Origin of the sequence: Pseudomonas nitroreducens (genome assembly GCF_010994165.1) — a bacterium.
In the GTDB taxonomy this organism is placed as follows: Bacteria; Pseudomonadota; Gammaproteobacteria; order Pseudomonadales; family Pseudomonadaceae; genus Pseudomonas; species Pseudomonas nitroreducens.
On sequence record NZ_WMBX01000003.1, the window covers coordinates 108964 to 127927 of the forward strand.

Below are 18964 nucleotides of genomic sequence, written 5' to 3' on the forward strand. Positions count from 1 at the left end.
AGGCCGCCTCACGAGATCCCCCCGCGGGGGATTGTTTGACCATTAGTGAACCCCAGAGAGACGGATGAACATCTTCAACTTCGCCAAACGCCTGTCCTTGCTCGTGCTGTTCAGCGCCCCCGTGGCCAGCTGGGCAGCTGAAGTCGTTCCCGCCGCCCCGCAACTCGCGGCCAAGGCCTGGGTGCTGATGGACGGCGCCAGCGGCAACATCCTGGTCGAGAACGCCGGCGACGAGCGCCTGCCGCCCGCCAGCCTGACCAAGCTGATGACCGCCTATATCGCCACCAAGGAAATCGAAGGCGGCCGCATCGCCGAATCCGACCTGGTCACCGTCAGCGAACATGCCTGGCGCACCGGCGGTTCGCGCATGTTCATCAAGGTCGGCTCCCAGGTCTCGGTGAGCGACCTGCTGCACGGCATCATCATCCAGTCCGGCAACGACGCCTCGGTCGCCCTGGCCGAGCACATCGCCGGCAGCGAAGACGCCTTCGCCGACATGATGAACACCACCGCGCAGAAGCTGGGCATGACCAATTCCCACTTCATGGACGCCACCGGCCTGCCCAACCCGGACCATTACTCGTCCGCCAAGGACATGGCTGTACTGGCCCGCGCCATCATCTACGGCGAGCCGACCCACTACGCCATCTACGCGCAGAAAGAGTTCTTCTGGAACAACATCAAGCAGCCCAACCGCAACCTGCTGCTGTGGCGTGACAAGACCGTCGACGGCCTGAAGACCGGCCACACCGACGAAGCCGGCTATTGCCTGGTGGCTTCCGCCGTGCGCGACGGCCAGCGCATGATCGCCGTGGTGTTCGGCACCAACAGCGAACAGGCCCGCGCCGCCGAGACCCAGAAGCTGCTGACCTACGGCTTCCGCTTCTTCGAATCGCAGACCTTCTACAAGAAGGGCGCCGAGCTGACCAAGGCCATGGTCTGGAAAGGCTCCGACCACGAAGTGAAGGCCGGCCTGTCCGAAGACCTGACCATGACCGTACCGCGCGGCCAGCTCAAGCAGCTGCAGGCCAACATGGTTGTCGAACCGAACCTGATGGCGCCGATCCAGCAGGGCCAGGTGATCGGCAAGGTCGAGGTCAAGTTGGGTGACAAGGTCGTCCGCACCTCTGATCTGGTCGCCCTGAACGCCGTGGAAGAAGGCGGTTTCTTCCGCCGTATCTGGGACAGCATCCGCCTGTTCTTCTTCGGTCTGTTCAACTGACCGCCTGTCCCGGCTTTGTACTTTTGTATACAAGGCCGGGATTGACCCGCCCGCGCAGTCGCAAACTCGGGTAAAATGCCCGCCTGCGACTGCCTGGTCCCCCCGTGGTCCGGCAGTTGCCGTCCGATCCACCCGGAGCGCCCCACCCGGACGCTCATGCGGAGGCGGGCCATCCGCCCGCGACAGCCATGACTGATACCCCTGATACCGCTGACACCCCAGAACAGCCTGCACCGAAGATCGAGTTCCCCTGCGAACGCTATCCGATCAAGGTCATCGGCGACGCCGGGGAAGGCTTCCCGGACCTGGTCGTCGAAGTCATCCAGCGCCACGCGCCGGATCTCGACATCACCACCCTGGTCACCCGTGACAGCCGCAACGGCCGCTTCCTGTCCGTGCAGGTGCTGATCACCGCCACCGGCGTCGACCAACTGCAGAACATCCATAAAGATCTGCGCGCCACCGGCCGCGTCCACATGGTGCTCTGATGGGCGAAACGCTGGGCTTTCGTGAGCTGGGCATCCTGCCTTACGAGCCGACCTGGCACGCCATGCAGCGCTTCACCGCCGAGCGCGAACCTGCCACGCCCGATGAAGTCTGGCTGCTCGAGCACGAGCGCGTATTCACCCAGGGGCAGGCCGGCAAGGCCGAACACGTGCTGTTTCCCGGCGACATCCCGGTCGTCCAGGTCGACCGCGGCGGTCAGGTGACCTACCACGGCCCCGGCCAGTTGGTCGCCTACCTGATGCTCGACGTGCGCCGCTCCGGCATCGGTGTGCGCGACCTCGTCTCGCGCATCGAACAGAGCCTTATCGGCCTGCTGGACAGCTACGGTGTTACCGCTGTGTCCAAACCCGATGCTCCGGGCGTCTATGTGGACGGCGCGAAGATCGCATCCCTCGGCCTGCGCATCCGCAATGGCCGCTCCTTCCATGGTCTGGCCTTGAATGTGGACATGGACCTGGAACCCTTTCGACGCATCAATCCCTGCGGTTACGCAGGCATGGCCATGACCCAGCTCAGTCAGCTGGCTGGCCCCATCGCATTGGCCGATGTGCGCGAGCGCCTGCGTGGCGAACTCGTCGAACGCCTTGGCTACGCGGCACAGAAGACCCTAACGGGCGGGATCTAACCTAGATGAGCACTGTTGTGGAGAACTCCGGTCAGGCCGCCCCGGCCGCCAAGCCCGGCAAGGTGGAAGTTGGCGTCAAGCTGCGCGGCGCAGAAAAGGTCGCGCGCATTCCGGTGAAGATCATCCCCACCGACGAACTGCCGAAGAAGCCCGACTGGATTCGCGTGCGCATCCCCGTTTCCCCCGAGGTCGACCGCATCAAGCAACTGCTGCGCAAGCACAAGCTGCACAGTGTCTGCGAGGAAGCCTCCTGCCCGAACCTGGGCGAGTGCTTCTCCGGTGGCACCGCGACGTTCATGATCATGGGCGACATCTGCACCCGTCGCTGCCCGTTCTGCGACGTCGGCCATGGACGTCCGAAGCCGCTGGATGTCGACGAGCCGACCAACCTCGCCATCGCCATCGCCGACCTGCGCCTGAAGTACGTGGTGATCACCTCGGTGGACCGCGACGACCTGCGTGACGGCGGCGCCCAGCACTTCGCTGACTGCCTGCGCGAGATCCGCAAGCTGTCCCCTGGCGTCCAGCTGGAAACCCTGGTGCCGGACTATCGCGGCCGCATGGACATCGCCCTGGAAATCACCGCCAACGAGCCGCCGGACGTGTTCAACCACAACCTGGAAACCGTCCCGCGCCTGTACAAGTCGTCCCGTCCGGGCTCCGACTTCGAGTGGTCGCTGGACCTGCTGCAGAAGTTCAAGCAGATGGTGCCGCACGTACCGACCAAGTCCGGCCTGATGCTCGGCCTGGGCGAGACCGACGAGGAAGTCATCGAAGTCATGCACCGCATGCGCGAGCACGACATCGACATGCTGACCCTCGGCCAGTACCTGCAACCCTCGCGCAACCACCTGCCGGTGCAGCGCTTCGTCCACCCGGACACCTTTGCCTGGTTCGCCGAGGAAGGCGAGAAGATGGGCTTCAAGAACGTCGCTTCCGGCCCGCTGGTACGTTCCTCGTACCATGCCGACCAGCAGGCGCACGGCACCAAGATCGGCTGAGCCGTCGGTTCTGCTAGGAAAAAGGCGCCCTTGGGCGCCTTTTTCGTTCAGCTCTTTTGCCGGAGCTGTCCGAGTAGCGCCGGGGTCGGATAGCCGTCCGCCGGCGAGCCGATCGACTGCTGGTAGGCCCGGATTGCCTTGCGGGTATTGGCGCCAATGATGCCGTCGGCAGTTCCCGGCTGGTAGCCGCGCTGCACCAGCAGTTGCTGCAGTTCGATACGCTCCGAGCGGCTCAGCGGCGTGTCCTCCAGCGGCCAGCTCCCCGCCAGTTGTCCGCCGCCCCTGAAACTGTCGGCCAGGAGGCCCACAGCGAGCGCGTAGGAGGTCGAATTGTTGTACTTGAGGATGGCGCGGAAGTTATCCGTCACCAGGAAGGCCGGGCCGCGATAGCCGGCGGGCAACAGCAGTGAAACACTGGCTTGCGGGTCGCTCGGCAGGTTCCCGCTGGCTACCCTGATGCCCTGGCGCAGCCACTCGTTCATCGGTTTGCGGATGTCCATGTCGGCCTGGGCATAGTCGAAGCCCTGCGGCAGGCGCACTTCGAAACCCCAGCTCTGGCCTTGCTGCCAGCCGGAACTCTTCAGGTAGTTGGCGGTGGAGGCCAGGGCGTCGGGGGACGAGCCCCAGATATCGCGGCGACCGTCGCCATCGAAGTCCACGGCGTAGCGGTTGTACGTGGTCGGGATGAACTGCGTCTGCCCCATGGCGCCGGCCCAGGAGCCGATCATGTTGCTGGCGGGCACGTCGCCGTGCTGGAGGATCTGCAGCGCGGCGATCAACTGGTCGCGGCCGAAGTCCGGGCGACGGCCCTCGTAGGCCAGGGTGGCGAGGGAGCGGATGACGTTCTTGCTGCCCATCTGCTGGCCGAAGTTGCTTTCCATGCCCCAGATCGCCACGACGGCCTCCCGCTCTACGCCGTAGGTTGCGTCGATGCGCTGCAGTACCTCGGCGTTCTCTTGCAGGCGGTCCTGTCCGTTGTGTACTCGCGCGGATGACACCGCGCTTTCCAGGTATTGCCAGACGGGACGGCTGAACTCGGGTTGGCTGCGGTCGGCAGTGACAACCGATTCATCCGGCTCGATGCCTTCGAATGCGCTGTCGAAGGTTGAAGCGCTGATGCCTGCGGCGAGTGCCTGTGCGCGGAAGCCGTCGCGCCATTGGGCGAAGCTCTGCGTGGGTTGCGCGCGCTCGGTGGCGGCGCCTTTGGGCGGTGGCTCGGTGCAGGAGGTCAGCAGGCCGAAGCTGGCCAGGGACAGGGCGGCGACGAGCAGGCAGCGTTGGCCGACAACGGGTGAAACAGGCTTGCGCATTGCTCTCCTCGGGTACTGGCAGGCGAGGGGCCACCTTAACATGGCCATTGTGACGCGTCTGCGCTGGGCAGAGGCGACGGATACGCAAGGTTCGACGGCCGCCGCGGTGGAAAATTCCCGCCACCGGGCGGCCGAGCCCGCGGGTGAACCGTCAAGGCATTCCTGCCAGCGTGATCCTGGTTATTGCTTGGGGCTGGCGCCGGTTTCCTTGTCGACCTTCGGGGCGCTCTGGTCGAGTTCCTTGAGCATGTCGTCGTAGGCGGCACAGTCGTCCGGGCGCTGTTCGCTGGAACGGGACTTCTTCATTTCCGCGAGTTTTTCGTTGAGCTTCTGCGCGCGCTGGGGATCGCTGCGGGTGACTTCGGTGACCTTGGCGGCGACTTGCTTGCCCCTGGCTTCGGCTTCCTGGTCGGAGCAGAACGCGTGGGCGGAGAGGCTGAAGGGAAGAGCGAGGATGGCGGCTATCAGGGGCGTTTTCATGGTCGGACCTCCAGGTGCGTGGCTGTCCGGTTGAAAGCGAAAGGGCAGGGGTGGTTCAGGTTTTCTGCTGTTTCAGGCCGCCAGAAGCGAAGAAGCCTCCCAGTTACGGGAGGCTTCGCGGCGGTAGCTGCCTTTGCCTTTGGCCGGCTGTTCCTGGCGGCTGCGGAACAGGGGCTGTGCGATCAGGGACTTGGCCTTGTTCGGCCGTTTGGATTTCTTCGCCATGGGGCTTTCCTCGTTGAGGCCGGCGCCGTTGCCGGCGCGCAAATGTTCCGCCTATCTGGCACGCCTGTCCAATGCCTTTGGTCAGCCGGCGCTCGGGCCAAGGCCGCGGAAGGTCATTCGGGACTACGCTGGCTGCGGCGCACCTTCCTGGCGCATCGGACAGCTACGAGGACCAGAGCGATGAAGTTTCTCTGCATGATCTATTTCGACGAACACAAGGCGGCAGGGCTGCCGGAGGCCGAACTGCGCGGCATCGTCGATGAGTGCATGACCTACAGCGAGCAACTGCGCCGCAGCGGCAACTACATTGCCGCCAACGCGCTCCTGCCCACCACCACGGGGCGCACGCTGCGCGGCCAGGGTGAGAGGCTGGCAGTGACGGACGGGCCATTCGCCGAGACGCGGGAGCAACTGGGCGGTTTCTACCTGATCGAGGCCCAGAGCATGGAGGAGGCCGAGCGTATCGCCGCGAAGATTCCGCCGGGGCGGTTGGGGTGTGTGGAGGTGCGCCAGGTTCGCGAGTGGGAGTGAGGTCGTTGGGGTAAGTCAGGTCCTGCAGGTTGCGAGGTGACTGCGGTGCTTTGTCGCAAAATTTGTAACAGACCTTTTCAGTCGGACAGCTGTGGCGCGTACTGGAGCTCGGCTAGCTTAATAGCTGGCTAACTATCGCTCTGGCGTGCAGGGACCGCGGCGCCGCCGGCTGGAGATACGTCATGCAGCAATGGTCCCCGACCCAGCGCAATGTGGTGATCGCTTCGGTGCTCGCCTGGACGCTGGATGCCTTCGACTTCTTCCTTCTGGTCTTCGTCCTCACCGATATCGCCCAGACCTTCCACGTCGATCTGCCCCAGGTATCGCTGGCGATCCTGCTGACCCTGGCCGTGCGACCCATCGGCGCGCTGCTGTTCGGTCGCGCGGCCGAGCGCTACGGGCGTCGGCCGGTGCTGATGATCAACATCCTGATCTACTCGCTGCTGGAGCTGGCCTCGGCGTTCTCGCCGAACCTGGCGACCTTCCTGATCCTGCGGGTGGTCTACGGTGTGGCCATGGGCGGAATCTGGGGCGTGGCCTCGTCGCTGGCGATGGAAACCATTCCCGAGCGCTCGCGCGGGATGGTGTCCGGGCTGTTCCAGGCCGGTTATCCCGCGGGCTACCTGATCGCCTCGATCATCTACGGCCTGTTCTTCGAAGTGCTGGGCTGGCGCGGGATGTTCATCGTCGGTTGCCTGCCGGTGGTGCTGGTGGCGTTCATCTGGTTCAAGGTCCCGGAATCGCCGATCTGGCAGGCGGCACGCGAACGCAAGGAGTCGACACCGCTATGGCCGGTGCTGCGCAGTCAGTGGAAGTTGTGCCTGTATGCCGTGCTGCTGATGGCCTGCTTCAACTTCTTCAGCCATGGCACGCAGGACCTGTACCCGACCTTCCTGAAACTGCAGCACGGGTTCGATACGCACACGGTCAGCCTGATCGCGGTGGCCTACAACATCGCGGCGATCCTGGGCGGCATTCTTTTCGGCAGCCTGTCCGAGCGCATCGGGCGGAAGAAGGCGATCATCTGCGCTTCGCTGCTGGCATTGCCGGTGCTGCCGCTGTGGGCCTTCAGCCATGGCGCGGTGGCGCTGGGCGTCGGTGCCTTCCTCATGCAGTTCATGGTCCAGGGCGCCTGGGGTGTGATTCCGGCTTATCTCAACGAGCTGGCGCCGGTGGGAACCCGTGCGGTGTTGCCGGGGTTCGTCTACCAGTTGGGCAACCTGATCGCTTCGGTGAACGCGCCGCTGCAGGCGGAAATTGCCAAGAGCTACAGCTATGGCACGGCGATGGCCATCGTGGCCGGGACGGTGGCGATCCTCATCTGCGTGTTGATCAGCACCGGCCGCGATACGCGTGGTGTGGCGCTGGACCGCGCGGAAGGACAGGCGCACCGGGCAGTGCCGTCGCGGTCCTGAAGTTCCGGGCGCTGGGCGGTTCGCGAGCAAGCTCGCTCTTACAGAGTGCCTTGGAGGTCGCGTGACTTAGGGGCGTGCGCCGTCAGCGATGTCTTTGCAGCCACTCTCCCGCGTTCGGGGCATGAAACGCTGCAATCAGGCCGAAGGCAGGCTGATGCGCTGGCCGGCCACCAGCAGGGCGAGGCGGGCGAGGCTGTTCCAGACGTTGCCGGGAGCCTGGCCCTTGATCTGTGCATCGATCAGCTGAGCGTCCTGCAGCATCTGGTTCCAGCGTTGCGTGGTGTGCCGTTGCAGGGCCTTGCTCATCAGTGGGCGGCGCTTGTCCCAGATCGGCGGGCGACACTGGCTGAAGGCCTTGTCCAGCGGCACGCCCTGGCCGAACTGCTGGGCGAGGCTGGCCAGCACGCGAACTTCCCGCGCCAGCGCCCAGAGGATCACCGGCGGCTCCACGCCTTCGCCGCGCAGGCCTTCGAGCATGCGCAGGCAATGGGCGGCTTCGCCGTTCAGGGCGGCGTCGATCAGGCCGAAGACATCGAAGCGCGCACTGTCGGCCACGGCGGCCTGGACGGTATCGACGTCGATCTGCTGGCCTTCGGCGAGCAGCTTGAGCTTTTCGATTTCCTGCGCGGCAGCCAGCAGATTGCCTTCCACGCGCGCGGCGATCAGGTCGACCGCTTCCTGGCTGGCAGCGAGGCCAGCCTGGGACAGGCGCTGGCGAATCCACTGCGGTAACTGGTGCGCGTCGATGGGCCAGACCTGGATGACCTGGGCAGCATCGCCGTCGATCAGGGCCTTGGCCCATTTGGTCTTCTGCGTGTTGCCGTCGAGCTTGGGCAGGCTGACCAGCAGGACGGTGTCTTCCGGCGGCCGCTGCAGGTATTCCTGGAGAATGGCCGCGCCCTTGTCGCCGGGCTTGCCGGAGGGCAGGCGCAGCTCGATCAGGCGCTTTTCGGCGAACAGCGAGAGGCTGGCGCCGGCTTCGATCAGCTGGCCCCAGTCGAAGTTGGCTTCGGCGTTGAACACCTGGCGCTCGCCGAAATCACGCTGGCGACAGGCGGCGCGGATGGCATCGCAGGCTTCCTGGCAGAGCAGGGGCTCGTCGCCGCTGACCACGTAGACGGGCGCGAGGTTGCCTTGCAGGTGCTTGGCGAGTTGTCCGGGATTGAGCTTCATAATGAGAAAGGGGCCGGTTGGCCGGCCCCTTGTCGCTTACTGCGCTTTCGGGAATTCGATCGGCGATTGCTGCGGCTGAGACTTGGCAGCCTCGTCCGCGGCCTTCATCGCGTCCGCTTCGGCCTTGGCCTTGGCTTCCGCCTTGGCCTGCAGGTCGTCGAGCTGCGCCGGGGTGATCAGCTGCAGGCGGGTGACCATCTGCTGGACCAGATCACGACGCATTTCGGCACGAATCTGCTGGGCTTCCTGGTCGGAGCCGATCAGGTTGTTCTCATCCTGCACGTAGACCTTGCGGACCTGGACCTGGTTGGCGAGCAGCAGCAGGTTGTCGGTGCCACGAATCTCGTAGCTCAGGGTGTTGGTCAGTTCGTTTTCCGCGCTACGGGCGGAACTGGTGTAACTGACGCTGCGCTGGGTTACGTCCTCGCGGGCCAGGATCAGGTGGTAGGGCGCGCGGGAGACGACTTTCACGCCGCTGCCTTCAAGCACCTGCTTGAGCTGCGTGACGGTCTCGCCATAGGCGTTGCGCGCACTCACGTCGATTTCCTTGAGCGCAAAGTTCGTATCGCCCAGGCCGCGCAGTTGGAAACCGCAGGCGCTCAGCACGCTGGCCAGGCCGATCAGCGCGAGGCTGGTCAGGATACGTTTCATCAAGCTTCCTCACTCCTGTTGATCCGATATGCCCGTGGCGAAGGTGCCACGGGCGAATGGGTCTTTTCCAGCGTTGCTTTTAGTTGGCGACGATATTGACCAGCTTGCCGGGCACCACGATGACCTTGCGAATGGTCAGGCCGTCGGTGAAGCGCAGCACGTTTTCGTTGGCGCGGGCGGCCGCCTCGACCTCCTCGCGGCTGGCGCTGGCGGGCATTTCAATGTGGCCGCGCAGCTTGCCGTTGACCTGTACCACCAATTGCAGGCTGTCCTGCACCAGCGCGGCTTCGTCGACCTGCGGCCAGCTGGCGTCGATCACGGCGCCTTGCTTGCCCAGTTCTTCCCAGATCACATGGCAGATGTGCGGGGTGATCGGGGCCAGCAGCAGGGTGACGGTTTCCAGGCCTTCCTGCAGCAGGGCACGGTCGGCGGCGGATTCGGCCGGGGCCTTTTCCAGCACGTTCATCAGGGTCATCACGGCGGCGATGGCAGTGTTGAACTTGTGGTGCTGGCCGACGTCCTGGCTGGCCTGGCGGATGGCCAGGTGGATGGCGCGGTGAATGGCCTTCTGCGCATCGTCCAGGGCGGATTTGTCCACGGCGCCGGCCGGGCCTGCGTTGACGTGGGCCTGGGCCAGGCGCCAGACGCGGCGCAGGAAGCGGTTGGCGCCTTCGATGCCGGAGTCGGACCATTCGCAGCTCATGTCCGGCGGCGAGGCGAACATCATGAACAGGCGGCACGTGTCGGCGCCGTAGGCGTCGATCATGGCCTGGGGGTCCACGCCGTTGTTCTTGGACTTGGACATCTTCTCGGTACCGCCGATTTCCACCGGCAGGCCGTCGGTCTTCAGGCGCGCGCCGATGACCTTGGCCTTGGCGTCACGCTCGACTTCCACGTCTGCCGGGTTGAACCACTCCTTGCCACCGTTGGCGGCGACGCGGTAGTAGGTCTCGGCGACCACCATGCCCTGGGTCAGCAGGTTCTTGAACGGCTCGTCGGAGTCGATCAGGCCTTCGTCGCGCATCAGCTTGTGGAAGAAGCGTGCGTAGAGCAGGTGGAGAATGGCGTGCTCGATACCGCCGATGTACTGGTCGACCGGCAGCCAGTAGTTGGCGGCCTTCTTGTCCAGCATGCCGTCTTCGAACTGCGGGCAGGCGTAGCGGGCGAAGTACCAGGACGACTCGACGAAGGTGTCCATGGTGTCGGTTTCGCGCTTGGCCGGCTGGCCGCATTTCGGGCAACTGCACTCGTAGAACGACGGCAGTTTGGCCAGCGGCGAACCGGCGCCGTCCGGCACCACGTCCTCGGGCAGGACGACCGGCAGTTGGTCGGCCGGGACCGGCACGTCGCCGCAGCTGTCGCAATGGATGATCGGGATCGGGCAGCCCCAGTAGCGCTGGCGACTGATGCCCCAGTCGCGCAGGCGGAACTGGGTACGCTGCTGGCCGAGGTTCTTGGCCGCGAGGTCGGCGCCAATGGCGTCGAACGCTGCCTGGTAGCCCAGGCCGTCGTATTTGCCGGAGTTGACGGTGATGACGCTCTCGTCCTTCAGGCCGTACCACTCTTTCCAGGTGCCGGCTTCGAAGTCGTTGTCGCCTTCTACCTTGGCAATGACCTGGACGATCGGCAGGCCGTACTTGTTGGAGAATTCGAAGTCGCGCTCGTCGTGGCCCGGAACCGCCATCACGGCGCCTTCGCCGTAGGTCATCAGGACGTAGTTGGCGATCCATACCGGCAGCTTGTCGCCGGTCAGCGGATGCTCGACGAACAGGGAAGTGGCGATGCCTTTCTTCTCCTGGGTGGCGATGTCGGCTTCGGCGACGCCGCCGCGCTTGCACTCGTCGATGAACGCCTGCAGCGACGGATCACGCTGGGCAGCCAGGGTGGCCAGCGGGTGCTCGGCGGCCACGGCGACGTACGTAGCACCCATCAGGGTGTCCGGACGGGTGGTGAAGACCTTCAGTTGGCCGGCTTCGCCGATGGAGGCCTGGTCATAGGGGAAGGCGATCTCCATGCCGCGGGACTTGCCGATCCAGTTGCGCTGCATGGTCTTGACCTGTTCCGGCCAGCCCGGCAGGTCGTCGAGACTGGAGAGCAGCTCTTCGGCGTAGGCGGTGATCTTGAAGTAGTACATCGGGATTTCGCGCTTCTCGATCAGCGCGCCCGAACGCCAGCCACGGCCGTCGATGACCTGCTCGTTGGCCAGTACGGTCTGGTCCGCCGGGTCCCAGTTCACGGTGCCGTTCTTGCGGTAGATCACGCCCTTCTCGAACAGGCGGGTGAACAACCACTGTTCCCAGCGGTAGTAGTCCGGCTTGCAGGTGGTGACTTCGCGGGACCAGTCGATGGCCAGGCCCAGGCTGTTGAGCTGGGACTTCATGTAGGCGATGTTGTCGTAGGTCCAGGCCGCCGGCGCGACGTTGTTCTTCATCGCGGCGTTTTCCGCCGGCATGCCGAAGGCGTCCCAGCCCATCGGCTGCAAGACGTTCTTGCCCTGCATGCGGTGGTAGCGGCTGATCACGTCACCGATGGTGTAGTTGCGCACATGCCCCATGTGTAGCTTGCCGCTCGGATACGGGAACATCGACAGGCAGTAGAACTTCTCCTTGCCGGCGACTTCGTCGACGCGGAAGGAATTGTGTTCGTTCCAGAATTTCTGGGCCTGGGATTCGATCTCGAGGGGCTGATATTGCTCGTGCATGGCGCGATTTGAACCTGTACGGAAAAGAAATGTGCAGCCGGGGAGGTCGAGTGGCCCTCCGCTTCGCCGACCCCCGAGAAAACACGGGTCAGGCGGCTACAGAAAGCCTCGTAGCATACATGACCCCCACCCGAGCCGGTAGCCCGCGCCGTTTGTCGCACGCTCGGTCTGGCGCGGGGTGGGCCGCTAAGCTTTGCCTGAAGGCGGGAGGTTTCCGCCTGTCTTGAGGTGACTGATGGCTGAGCTGCATCGTGCAAGTGCTTCGGGTTCCGGTCTGTATGAACGGTTGTTGCAACGGCTCGCACTGGCCCTGGCTGAGGCCGATACCGCTGAGCGGCTACGTGACGAATGCCCGATGGAGCTGGAGTTGCGCGGCTTGAGCAGTGCCGAGATGGAGTTGATCCGGGCCTATCTGGATCAGGATGTGAATTGGCTGCGCGGTTGGCATGCCGCAGCGGAAGAGCTGGCGCTGCTGGAGCATTCCCCGGCCCGCGCGCCGCGCCCTGTGCGCCACGCTGCGCCTCCGAGCCGTCCGCGCCTGGTGCCGCACCCGCAGCAGCTGCAATGCGCGCTGTGTGGCTCGCCGGTCGCCTGGAGCCGCAGCCAGGGTGTGTTGCCTTGTACGTCCTGCGGCTCGCAGTTGTTCCGCAACGCGAAAGCGCGCTGATACCCCATCGATCCGTTAGGCTTGGTGCCTCGACAAGGAGTCGCCAATGCCGATCCGCTTCATCCTCAAACAGCTCTTCATGCCGCCGGGACTGCTGCTTCTGTTGTTGCTCCTGGGCTTCGTGCTGCGCCGCCGCTTTCCGCGCTTCTCCATGCTCTGTTTCCTTTCCGGCTTCCTGGGCCTGCTGGTGATGAGCCTGCCGGTGACCGTGGACTGGGGCGCGCGCCAGTTGGAGCCGCAGCAAGCGCTGAGGCAGGCGCAATGGCCAGGGCTGGCGCAGCGTGCCGACGCCATTGTGGTGCTGGGCGCCGGGCGGGTACGCGGCGACCGCGCCTGGGACGAAGACCAGCCCGGCCTGATGGCCCGCGAGCGTATTCGCTACGCGGCCCGCCTGGCCAAGGCCAGCGGCCTGCCGGTACTGACCTCCGGCGGCCTGCACTACGGCACGCCACCTTCCGAGGCGCGGATCATGGCGCAAAGCCTGCTGGACGATTACGGCGTGCCGGTGCGCTGGGAAGAGGGTCGCAGCCGCACGACCTGGGAGAATGCGCGGTTCAGCGCCGAGATGCTGCGCGAGGCGGGTATCCGGCGGGTAATCCTCGTCACCAGCGCCATTCATATGCCACGTTCGATCTGGAGCTTCGAGAAGGCCGGGCTGGAAGTGGTGCCGGCGCCTTCGGGGTATATCGGGACGGACGATGCCGTGCCCATGGGTGGCTGGTTGCCGGAGGGGCGGGCGATCTGGCAGAGCGGGCAACTGCTGAACGAGGCGATCGGGCTGGTCGGGTATCGGTTGTTCTACCGCTAGCCTTCGCCATGAAAAAGGGCCTCGCAATGAGGCCCTTTTCGCTTGAGTCAGCCGAACAGCCGACGCTCTTCCGGGTGTGTGCGACGGCGCACCAGCGCCCAGACCAGCAGTACGGCGCTGAGAGTCGCCAACGGCCAGACGCGCCACTTCAGGTAGGGGGTCAGGCCCTGCATCGGCACGACTTCGCCCTGCAGGACGCCTTGCTGGAATTGCGGGATCTGCACCGCCAGTCTGCCGAACGGGTCGATCAGCGCGGTCACGCCGTTGTTGGTGCCGCGCACCATCCAGCGGCCGGCTTCCAGCGCGCGCATCTGCGCCATCTGCAGGTGCTGCAGTGGGCCGATGGAGGTGCCGAACCAGGCATCGTTGCTGATGGTCAGCAACAGCTGGCTGTGTGCCGCGAGCTCGGCGGCGAACTCCGGGTAGACCACTTCGTAGCAGATGTACGGCGCCACGGAATAACCCTTGGCCTTGAGCAGCGGCTGGTCGGCCGGGCCGCGCGCAAAGTCGGACATGGGCAGGTCGAAGAAGGCGATCAGCCCGCGCAGCACGTCCTGCAGCGGAACGTATTCGCCGAAGGGCACCAGCTTCTGCTTGAGGTAGTTGCCGCTGCCTTCGCCGACCACGGTAATGCCGTTGTAGTAACGGATGCCATCCGCGGTCTTCTCCCGCACCGGCACGCCGGTGATGAGCGCGGCCTTCTTGGCGGTGGCGACGCCGTTGATCATCTCCAGGTAGCCGGTGGCCTGGTCCTTGAGCACGGGCACGGCGGTTTCCGGCCAGACGATCAGGTCGACGCCATTCTGCTCGGCGGTCAGGTCGCGGTACAGCTCCAACTGGTGGGTGATGGCCTTGGGATCCCACTTCATTTCCTGGGCGATGTTGCCCTGCAGTGCGGCGACCTTCAGCGGTGCGCCGGCTGGGACGGTCCAGGCGTGGCCCTTGTAAGCCAGGCCGACGGCCCAGGGGGCGATCAGCAGGACTAGGCCGGCGGCCAGGCGCGCCGGGCGCCGGGTCAGGGCCGGGATGTTGATGATCAGCGCGCCGGTCAGGGCGATGGCGAAGGATACCAGCCACACGCCGCCCAGCGGGGCGAGGCCGGCCAGCGGTCCTTCCAGCTGGCTGTAGCCGGCGTAGAGCCAGGGGAAGCCGGTGAGGAACCAACTGCGGAACAGCTCCAGCACCATCCACAGCGCGGCGAAGGCCAGTGCGTCGCTCACCGGGGCATTGTTGCGGCGGAAGAAGCGCGCCCAGACCCAGGCGGGGAGGGCGAAGAAGAACGCGACACCGGCACTGAAACCCGCTACCAGGAAGCCGGCCAACGGCCCGGAGGCGCCACCGAAGTTGTGGATGCTGAAGTAGATCCAGCTCGTCCCGGCGATGAAGGCGCCGAAGCCGTACCACCAGCCGCGCCACAGCGCCGAGCCGGCGGTGGTGCCGCGCAGGCCGAGGTAGAACAGGGCCAGCGACAGCACCGCTAGCGGCCAGTAGCCGAATGGTGCCAGGAACAGCGGAGTGAGCGCGCCGGCGGCCAGGGCGAGCAGGTGGCCTGGCAGGCCGGGGCGGGTGATCCAGCGCATCGGAAATCCTTGTTGCGGTTAAGCGATGCGCAAGAGTAATGGAGAGACGAACGGTAGGCTATGGGGATGAGGGCCAAAAGCCATGAGCTGAGTGCGGCGGTGTGTTGCAGGATAGGTCGGAACTTATTGTAGGAGCGAGCTTGCTCGCGAGCTGCCCTCGCAGCGGAGTTGGTTCGCGAGCAAGCTCGCTCCTACAGGTGTCTGCCTCTTAATCCTGCAGCGGGGTCAGACGCAGCAGGTGCAGGCGGCGGCTGTCCGCGTTGAGCACGCGGAAACGGAAGCCGCCCAGTTCGGTGGTTTCGTTGCGCTTGGGCAGGTGGCCGAAGGCGCTCATCACGACGCCGCCGACGGTGTCGAATTCTTCGTCAGAGAATTCCGCGCCGAAGAAATCGTTGAAGGCTTCTACCGGGGTCAGTGCCTTGACGATGAAATCGCCGCTGGGCAATGGCTTGATGTAGCTGTCTTCCTCGACGTCGTGCTCGTCCTCGATATCGCCGACGATCTGCTCCAGCACGTCCTCGATGGTCACCAGTCCCGCCACGCCGCCGTACTCGTCGATGACGATGGCCATGTGGTTGTGGTTCGCACGGAATTCGCGCAGCAGCACGTTCAGGCGCTTGGACTCCGGCACGAAGGTGGCCGGCCGCAGCAGGTCCTTGATATTGAAGGAGTGGGCGTTGTCGTGAAGGATCAGCGGCAGCAGGTCCTTGGCCAGCAGCACACCCATGACGTCGTCCAGGCTCTCGCCCACCACGGGGTAGCGCGAGTGCGCCGCGTCGATGATCGCCGGCAGGAACTCGCGCGGCGTCTGGGTGGCCTTGATGCTGATCATCTGCGAGCGCGGCACCATGATGTCGCGGACTTGGAGGTCCGCTACCTGGATTGCGCCTTCGACAATAGACAACGCTTCGCTGTCGAGCAGCTTGTTGTCGTGGGCTTCGCGCAGCAGCTCCAGCAGCTCCTGGCGGTTTCTCGGCTCATGGGCAAAAGCCTGGGTGATCTTGTCCAACCACGACTTGTGCCCATTGCTCGATCGGTCTTCGCTCATCATTCCTGCTCAGTGGCTTTTATTCTTCATCGGCCGCATAGGGGTCCGGGTGACCCAGTTCAGCCAGCAATTCCCGTTCCAGGCCTTCCATTTCCTCTGCTTCCACATCGTCGATGTGATCGTAGCCGAGCAGATGGAGGCAGCCATGGATGACGAGGTGGGCCCAGTGGGCCTGCACGGATTTGCCCTGTTCGGCGGCCTCGCGGATAACCACGGGGGCGCAGATCACCAGGTCGCCCAGCAGCGGGATATCCAGCAGCTCATCGGGAACATCGGCGGGGAAGGACAGTACGTTGGTGGCGTAGTCCTTGTGCCGCCAGGTCTTGTTCAGTTCGCGCCCTTCGGCTTCGTCCACCAGGCGGATGGTGAGTTCAGAATCATTCTGGCGCTGGCGCAGGGCCAGTTCGCACCAGGTTCTGAACTCGGCTTCGCTTGGCAGGCCGGCCGCGTCGGAGGCGACCTGCAGGTCCAGTTCAAGCATTCTTGTTGCCCTGGCCTTCTACGCCGGTCAGGCGGTTCTCATAGGCGTCGTAGGCATCGACGATGCGCTGCACCAGTGGGTGGCGCACGACGTCCTTGGACTTGAAGTGGGTGAAGCTGATGCCGGGGACGTCGCGCAGCACTTCCATCACGTGCTTGAGGCCCGAGCGGGTGCCTTTGGGCAGGTCGACCTGGGTGACGTCGCCGGTGATCACCGCGGTGGAGCCGAAACCGATCCGGGTGAGGAACATCTTCATCTGTTCCATCGTGGTGTTCTGGCTTTCGTCGAGGATGATGAAGCTGTTGCTCAGCGTGCGGCCGCGCATGTAGGCGAGCGGCGCGACCTCGATGACCTGGCGTTCGATCAGCTTGGCCACGGTCTCGAAGCCGAGCATCTCGTACAGCGCGTCATACAGCGGGCGCAGGTAGGGGTCGATCTTCTGCGACAGGTCGCCGGGCAGGAAGCCGAGCTTCTCGCCGGCTTCCACCGCCGGGCGCACCAGCAGGATGCGGCGGATCTGCTCGCGCTCCAGGGCGTCCACGGCGCAGGCGACGGCGAGGTAGGTCTTGCCGGTGCCGGCCGGACCGATGCCGAAGTTGATGTCGTGGTCGAGGATAGCCTTGACGTAGCGCTGCTGGTTCGCGCCGCGAGGGCGAATGTGTGCCTGGCGGGTCTTGAGCGTCACCAGCGGGACCACGGGCTCCACGGAGAGTTCTTCCAGGCCGGATTCCTGCAGGAACAGGTGAACCAGGTCGGGCGTCATCTCGGTGCCGTTCTGCACTTCGCGGTAGAGGCGCTGCAGGAGGTTTTCGGCTGCCTGGGTGCGCTCGGGGTCGCCGACCAGTTCGAACTGGTTGCCGCGGTTGCGGATCTCGATGCCGAGGCGCTTCTCGATCTGGTGCAGGTGTTCGTCGAACTGGCCGCACAGGTTGGCGAAGCTGCGGGCCTCGAAGGGCTCGAGCATGAAACGATGGATGTCCAGGGGGGCGTTCAAGGGCTGTCTAGGTCGCCGTGCTGCAAAGGGAGATGGTCGAAGAATAACCCCCGGCGAGCGAGTACGAAAGTTCAGTCGCCAACGGGGGATTCAACGGTCGAGGTTCAGTGACGTGCTTCCACCAGGGTCGCGCGCAGGGAATTGGGCAGTGCCTCGTAGATTTCCACGTCGACGAACTGGCCGATCAGGCGCGGATTGTCGCAGCGGAAGTTGACCACGCGGTTGTTCTCGGTGCGGCCCTGGAGCTGGCCCGGGTCGCGCTTGGCGTAGTCGGTGACGAGGATGCGTTGGATGGTCCCGACCATCCGTCGGCTGATCTCGAAGCCTTGCTGGTTCAGGCGGCTGTTGAGGATCAGCAGGCGCTGCTTCTTCACTTCGTCGGGGGTATCGTCCACCAGGTCGGCAGCCGGGGTGCCCGGACGCGAGCTGTAGATGAAGGAGAAGGAGAAGTCGAAACCGACGTCCTCCACCAGCTTCAGGGTCTGCTCGAAGTCCTTCTCGGTCTCGCCGGGGAAGCCGATGATGAAATCCGAACTGATGCAGATATCCGGTACCGCCGCCTTCAGCTTGCGGATACGCGACTTGTATTCCAGCGCGGTGTGGTTGCGCTTCATCGCCGCCAGGATGCGGTCCGAACCGGCCTGCACCGGCAGGTGGACGAACTTCACCAGTTCCGGCACCTCGGCGTGGGCGGCGATCAGCGAGTCGGAGAACTCCAGCGGGTGCGAGGTGGTGTAGCGGATGCGCTCGATGCCATCGACTTCGGCGACCACGCGGATCAGTTCGGCGAAGTCGGCCAGGCGGCCGTCGTGGGTCTGGCCGCGGTAGCCGTTGACGTTCTGGCCCAGCAAAGTGACTTCCTTCACGCCGTTCTCGGCCAGGTGGATGACCTCGGCGAGTACGTCATCGAACGGGCGGCTGACTTCTTCGCCGCGGGTGTAGGGCACCACGCAGAAGGTGCAGTACTTGCTGCAGCCTTCCATGACCGAGACGAAGGCGGTAGGGCCGTTGACCTGTGGCTCGGGCAGGCGGTCGAACTTCTCGATCTCCGGGAAGGACACGTCTACCTGGGGTTTGCGGGTAGCGCGGGCAGCGTCGATCATCTCCGGCAGGCGATGCAGGGTCTGTGGGCCGAACACCACGTCCACGTACGGCGCACGCTCGCGGATCGCCGCGCCTTCCTGGCTGGCCACGCAGCCGCCGACGCCGATCACCAGGTCCGGGTTCTGCTGTTTGAGCACGCGCCAGGCGCCCAGTTCGGAAAACACCTTCTCCTGCGCCTTCTCGCGGATCGAGCAGGTATTGAGCAGAATGACGTCGGCTTCTTCGGCCTTTTCGGTGATTTCCAGGGCCTGGTGTTCACCCAGCAGATCGGCCATGCGCGAGCTGTCGTACTCGTTCATCTGGCAGCCGTGGGTCTGGATGAAAAGCTTCTTGGCCATGGAACCTGTCTTGGTCTGGTTAAAAAATGACCGCGCATTATATGCCTCGCCGCTTGTGTCTACCAGCGGCGGCGCGTGGGGGGAGGTTGCCTGTGTTATGCTG

General features: G+C 64.8%; 19 protein-coding genes. 8 read left to right on the plus strand and 11 right to left on the minus strand.

Annotated elements, in window-relative coordinates; all coding sequences use genetic code 11:
* The first annotated feature begins 64 nt into the window (after positions 1-64).
* The 4 genes from GJV37_RS13900 (at position 65) to lipA (ending at position 3355) form a co-directional block, all read left to right on the plus strand.
* Positions 65-1222: a D-alanyl-D-alanine carboxypeptidase family protein gene (locus tag GJV37_RS13900; protein ID WP_024763989.1), complete on the plus strand. Its 1158-nt coding sequence runs from the start codon at positions 65-67 to the stop codon at positions 1220-1222.
* A gap of 188 nt (positions 1223-1410) precedes the next feature.
* Positions 1411-1710, plus strand: coding sequence for a DUF493 domain-containing protein (locus GJV37_RS13905; protein WP_024763988.1), 300 nt, complete (start codon positions 1411-1413; stop codon positions 1708-1710).
* On the plus strand, positions 1710-2354 hold the full coding sequence (gene lipB / locus GJV37_RS13910) for a lipoyl(octanoyl) transferase LipB (RefSeq protein WP_169888481.1): 645 nt from the start codon (positions 1710-1712) through the stop codon (positions 2352-2354). Before GJV37_RS13905 ends, lipB begins: the two co-directional genes overlap by 1 nt.
* 5 nt (positions 2355-2359) lie before the next feature.
* Positions 2360-3355 (plus strand): lipoyl synthase, encoded by a 996-nt coding sequence (gene lipA, locus GJV37_RS13915; protein ID WP_024763986.1) that lies wholly within the window; start codon positions 2360-2362, stop codon positions 3353-3355.
* Between the two features lie 47 nt (positions 3356-3402).
* Here the strand turns inward: lipA and GJV37_RS13920 are convergent, their stop codons facing one another.
* The 3 genes from GJV37_RS13920 to arfA all read right to left on the minus strand — a co-directional run bounded on the left by GJV37_RS13920 (position 3403) and on the right by arfA (position 5370).
* The gene (locus GJV37_RS13920) at positions 3403-4665 is read right to left on the minus strand and encodes a lytic murein transglycosylase (RefSeq protein ID WP_169888484.1); all 1263 of its coding nucleotides are present in this window, start codon (positions 4663-4665) and stop codon (positions 3403-3405) included.
* 180 nt (positions 4666-4845) lie between these two features.
* Entirely contained in the window at positions 4846-5145 is a 300-nt protein-coding gene (locus GJV37_RS13925) for a hypothetical protein (protein WP_193452652.1), read from the minus strand.
* Between the two features lie 72 nt (positions 5146-5217).
* Positions 5218-5370, minus strand: a complete 153-nt coding sequence (arfA, locus tag GJV37_RS13930) for an alternative ribosome rescue factor ArfA (protein ID WP_037006939.1) — start codon at positions 5368-5370, stop codon at positions 5218-5220.
* Between the two features lie 180 nt (positions 5371-5550).
* On the opposite strand from arfA, the gene GJV37_RS13935 reads away from it, so the two are divergent.
* Complete coding sequence (locus GJV37_RS13935; RefSeq protein WP_193452653.1) at positions 5551-5901, plus strand: YciI family protein; 351 nt, start codon at positions 5551-5553, stop codon at positions 5899-5901.
* A gap of 182 nt (positions 5902-6083) precedes the next feature.
* Positions 6084-7316 carry an MFS transporter gene (locus GJV37_RS13940; protein ID WP_024763982.1) on the plus strand — a complete coding sequence of 411 codons (1233 nt, stop codon included), beginning with the start codon at positions 6084-6086 and terminating at the stop codon, positions 7314-7316.
* A 135-nt stretch (positions 7317-7451) separates the two neighbouring features.
* On the opposite strand, the gene holA is transcribed toward GJV37_RS13940, so the two are convergent.
* The 3 genes from holA to leuS all read right to left on the minus strand — a co-directional run bounded on the left by holA (position 7452) and on the right by leuS (position 11841).
* On the minus strand, positions 7452-8489 hold the full coding sequence (gene holA, locus GJV37_RS13945) for a DNA polymerase III subunit delta (RefSeq protein ID WP_193452654.1): 1038 nt from the start codon (positions 8487-8489) through the stop codon (positions 7452-7454).
* 36 nt (positions 8490-8525) lie between these two features.
* On the minus strand, positions 8526-9140 hold the full coding sequence (locus tag GJV37_RS13950) for an LPS-assembly lipoprotein LptE (protein WP_024763980.1): 615 nt from the start codon (positions 9138-9140) through the stop codon (positions 8526-8528).
* A gap of 79 nt (positions 9141-9219) precedes the next feature.
* The gene (gene leuS, locus GJV37_RS13955; RefSeq protein WP_193452655.1) at positions 9220-11841 is read right to left on the minus strand and encodes a leucine--tRNA ligase; all 2622 of its coding nucleotides are present in this window, start codon (positions 11839-11841) and stop codon (positions 9220-9222) included.
* 235 nt (positions 11842-12076) lie between these two features.
* Here leuS and GJV37_RS13960 point away from each other — a divergent pair, with 235 nt between their 5' ends.
* Positions 12077-12508 (plus strand): hypothetical protein, encoded by a 432-nt coding sequence (locus GJV37_RS13960; RefSeq protein ID WP_170859186.1) that lies wholly within the window; start codon positions 12077-12079, stop codon positions 12506-12508.
* Between the two features lie 46 nt (positions 12509-12554).
* A complete protein-coding gene (locus GJV37_RS13965; RefSeq protein ID WP_024763977.1) occupies positions 12555-13316 on the plus strand; it encodes a YdcF family protein in 762 nt (253 codons plus the stop codon).
* A 47-nt stretch (positions 13317-13363) separates the two neighbouring features.
* Here GJV37_RS13965 and lnt read toward each other — a convergent pair whose 3' ends face one another.
* From lnt to miaB, 5 genes are all read right to left on the minus strand, one after another.
* Positions 13364-14896, minus strand: coding sequence for an apolipoprotein N-acyltransferase (gene lnt / locus GJV37_RS13970; RefSeq protein WP_037011420.1), 1533 nt, complete (start codon positions 14894-14896; stop codon positions 13364-13366).
* A gap of 208 nt (positions 14897-15104) precedes the next feature.
* Positions 15105-15944, minus strand: coding sequence for a CorC family transporter (locus tag GJV37_RS13975; protein WP_024763975.1), 840 nt, complete (start codon positions 15942-15944; stop codon positions 15105-15107).
* A gap of 19 nt (positions 15945-15963) precedes the next feature.
* Positions 15964-16425, minus strand: a complete 462-nt coding sequence (gene ybeY, locus GJV37_RS13980; RefSeq protein WP_024763974.1) for an rRNA maturation RNase YbeY — start codon at positions 16423-16425, stop codon at positions 15964-15966.
* Positions 16418-17419 (minus strand): PhoH family protein, encoded by a 1002-nt coding sequence (locus tag GJV37_RS13985; protein WP_024763973.1) that lies wholly within the window; start codon positions 17417-17419, stop codon positions 16418-16420. Before GJV37_RS13985 ends, ybeY begins: the two co-directional genes overlap by 8 nt.
* 104 nt (positions 17420-17523) lie before the next feature.
* Positions 17524-18861 carry a tRNA (N6-isopentenyl adenosine(37)-C2)-methylthiotransferase MiaB gene (gene miaB / locus GJV37_RS13990; RefSeq protein ID WP_065084333.1) on the minus strand — a complete coding sequence of 446 codons (1338 nt, stop codon included), beginning with the start codon at positions 18859-18861 and terminating at the stop codon, positions 17524-17526.
* Positions 18862-18964 lie beyond the last annotated feature (103 nt).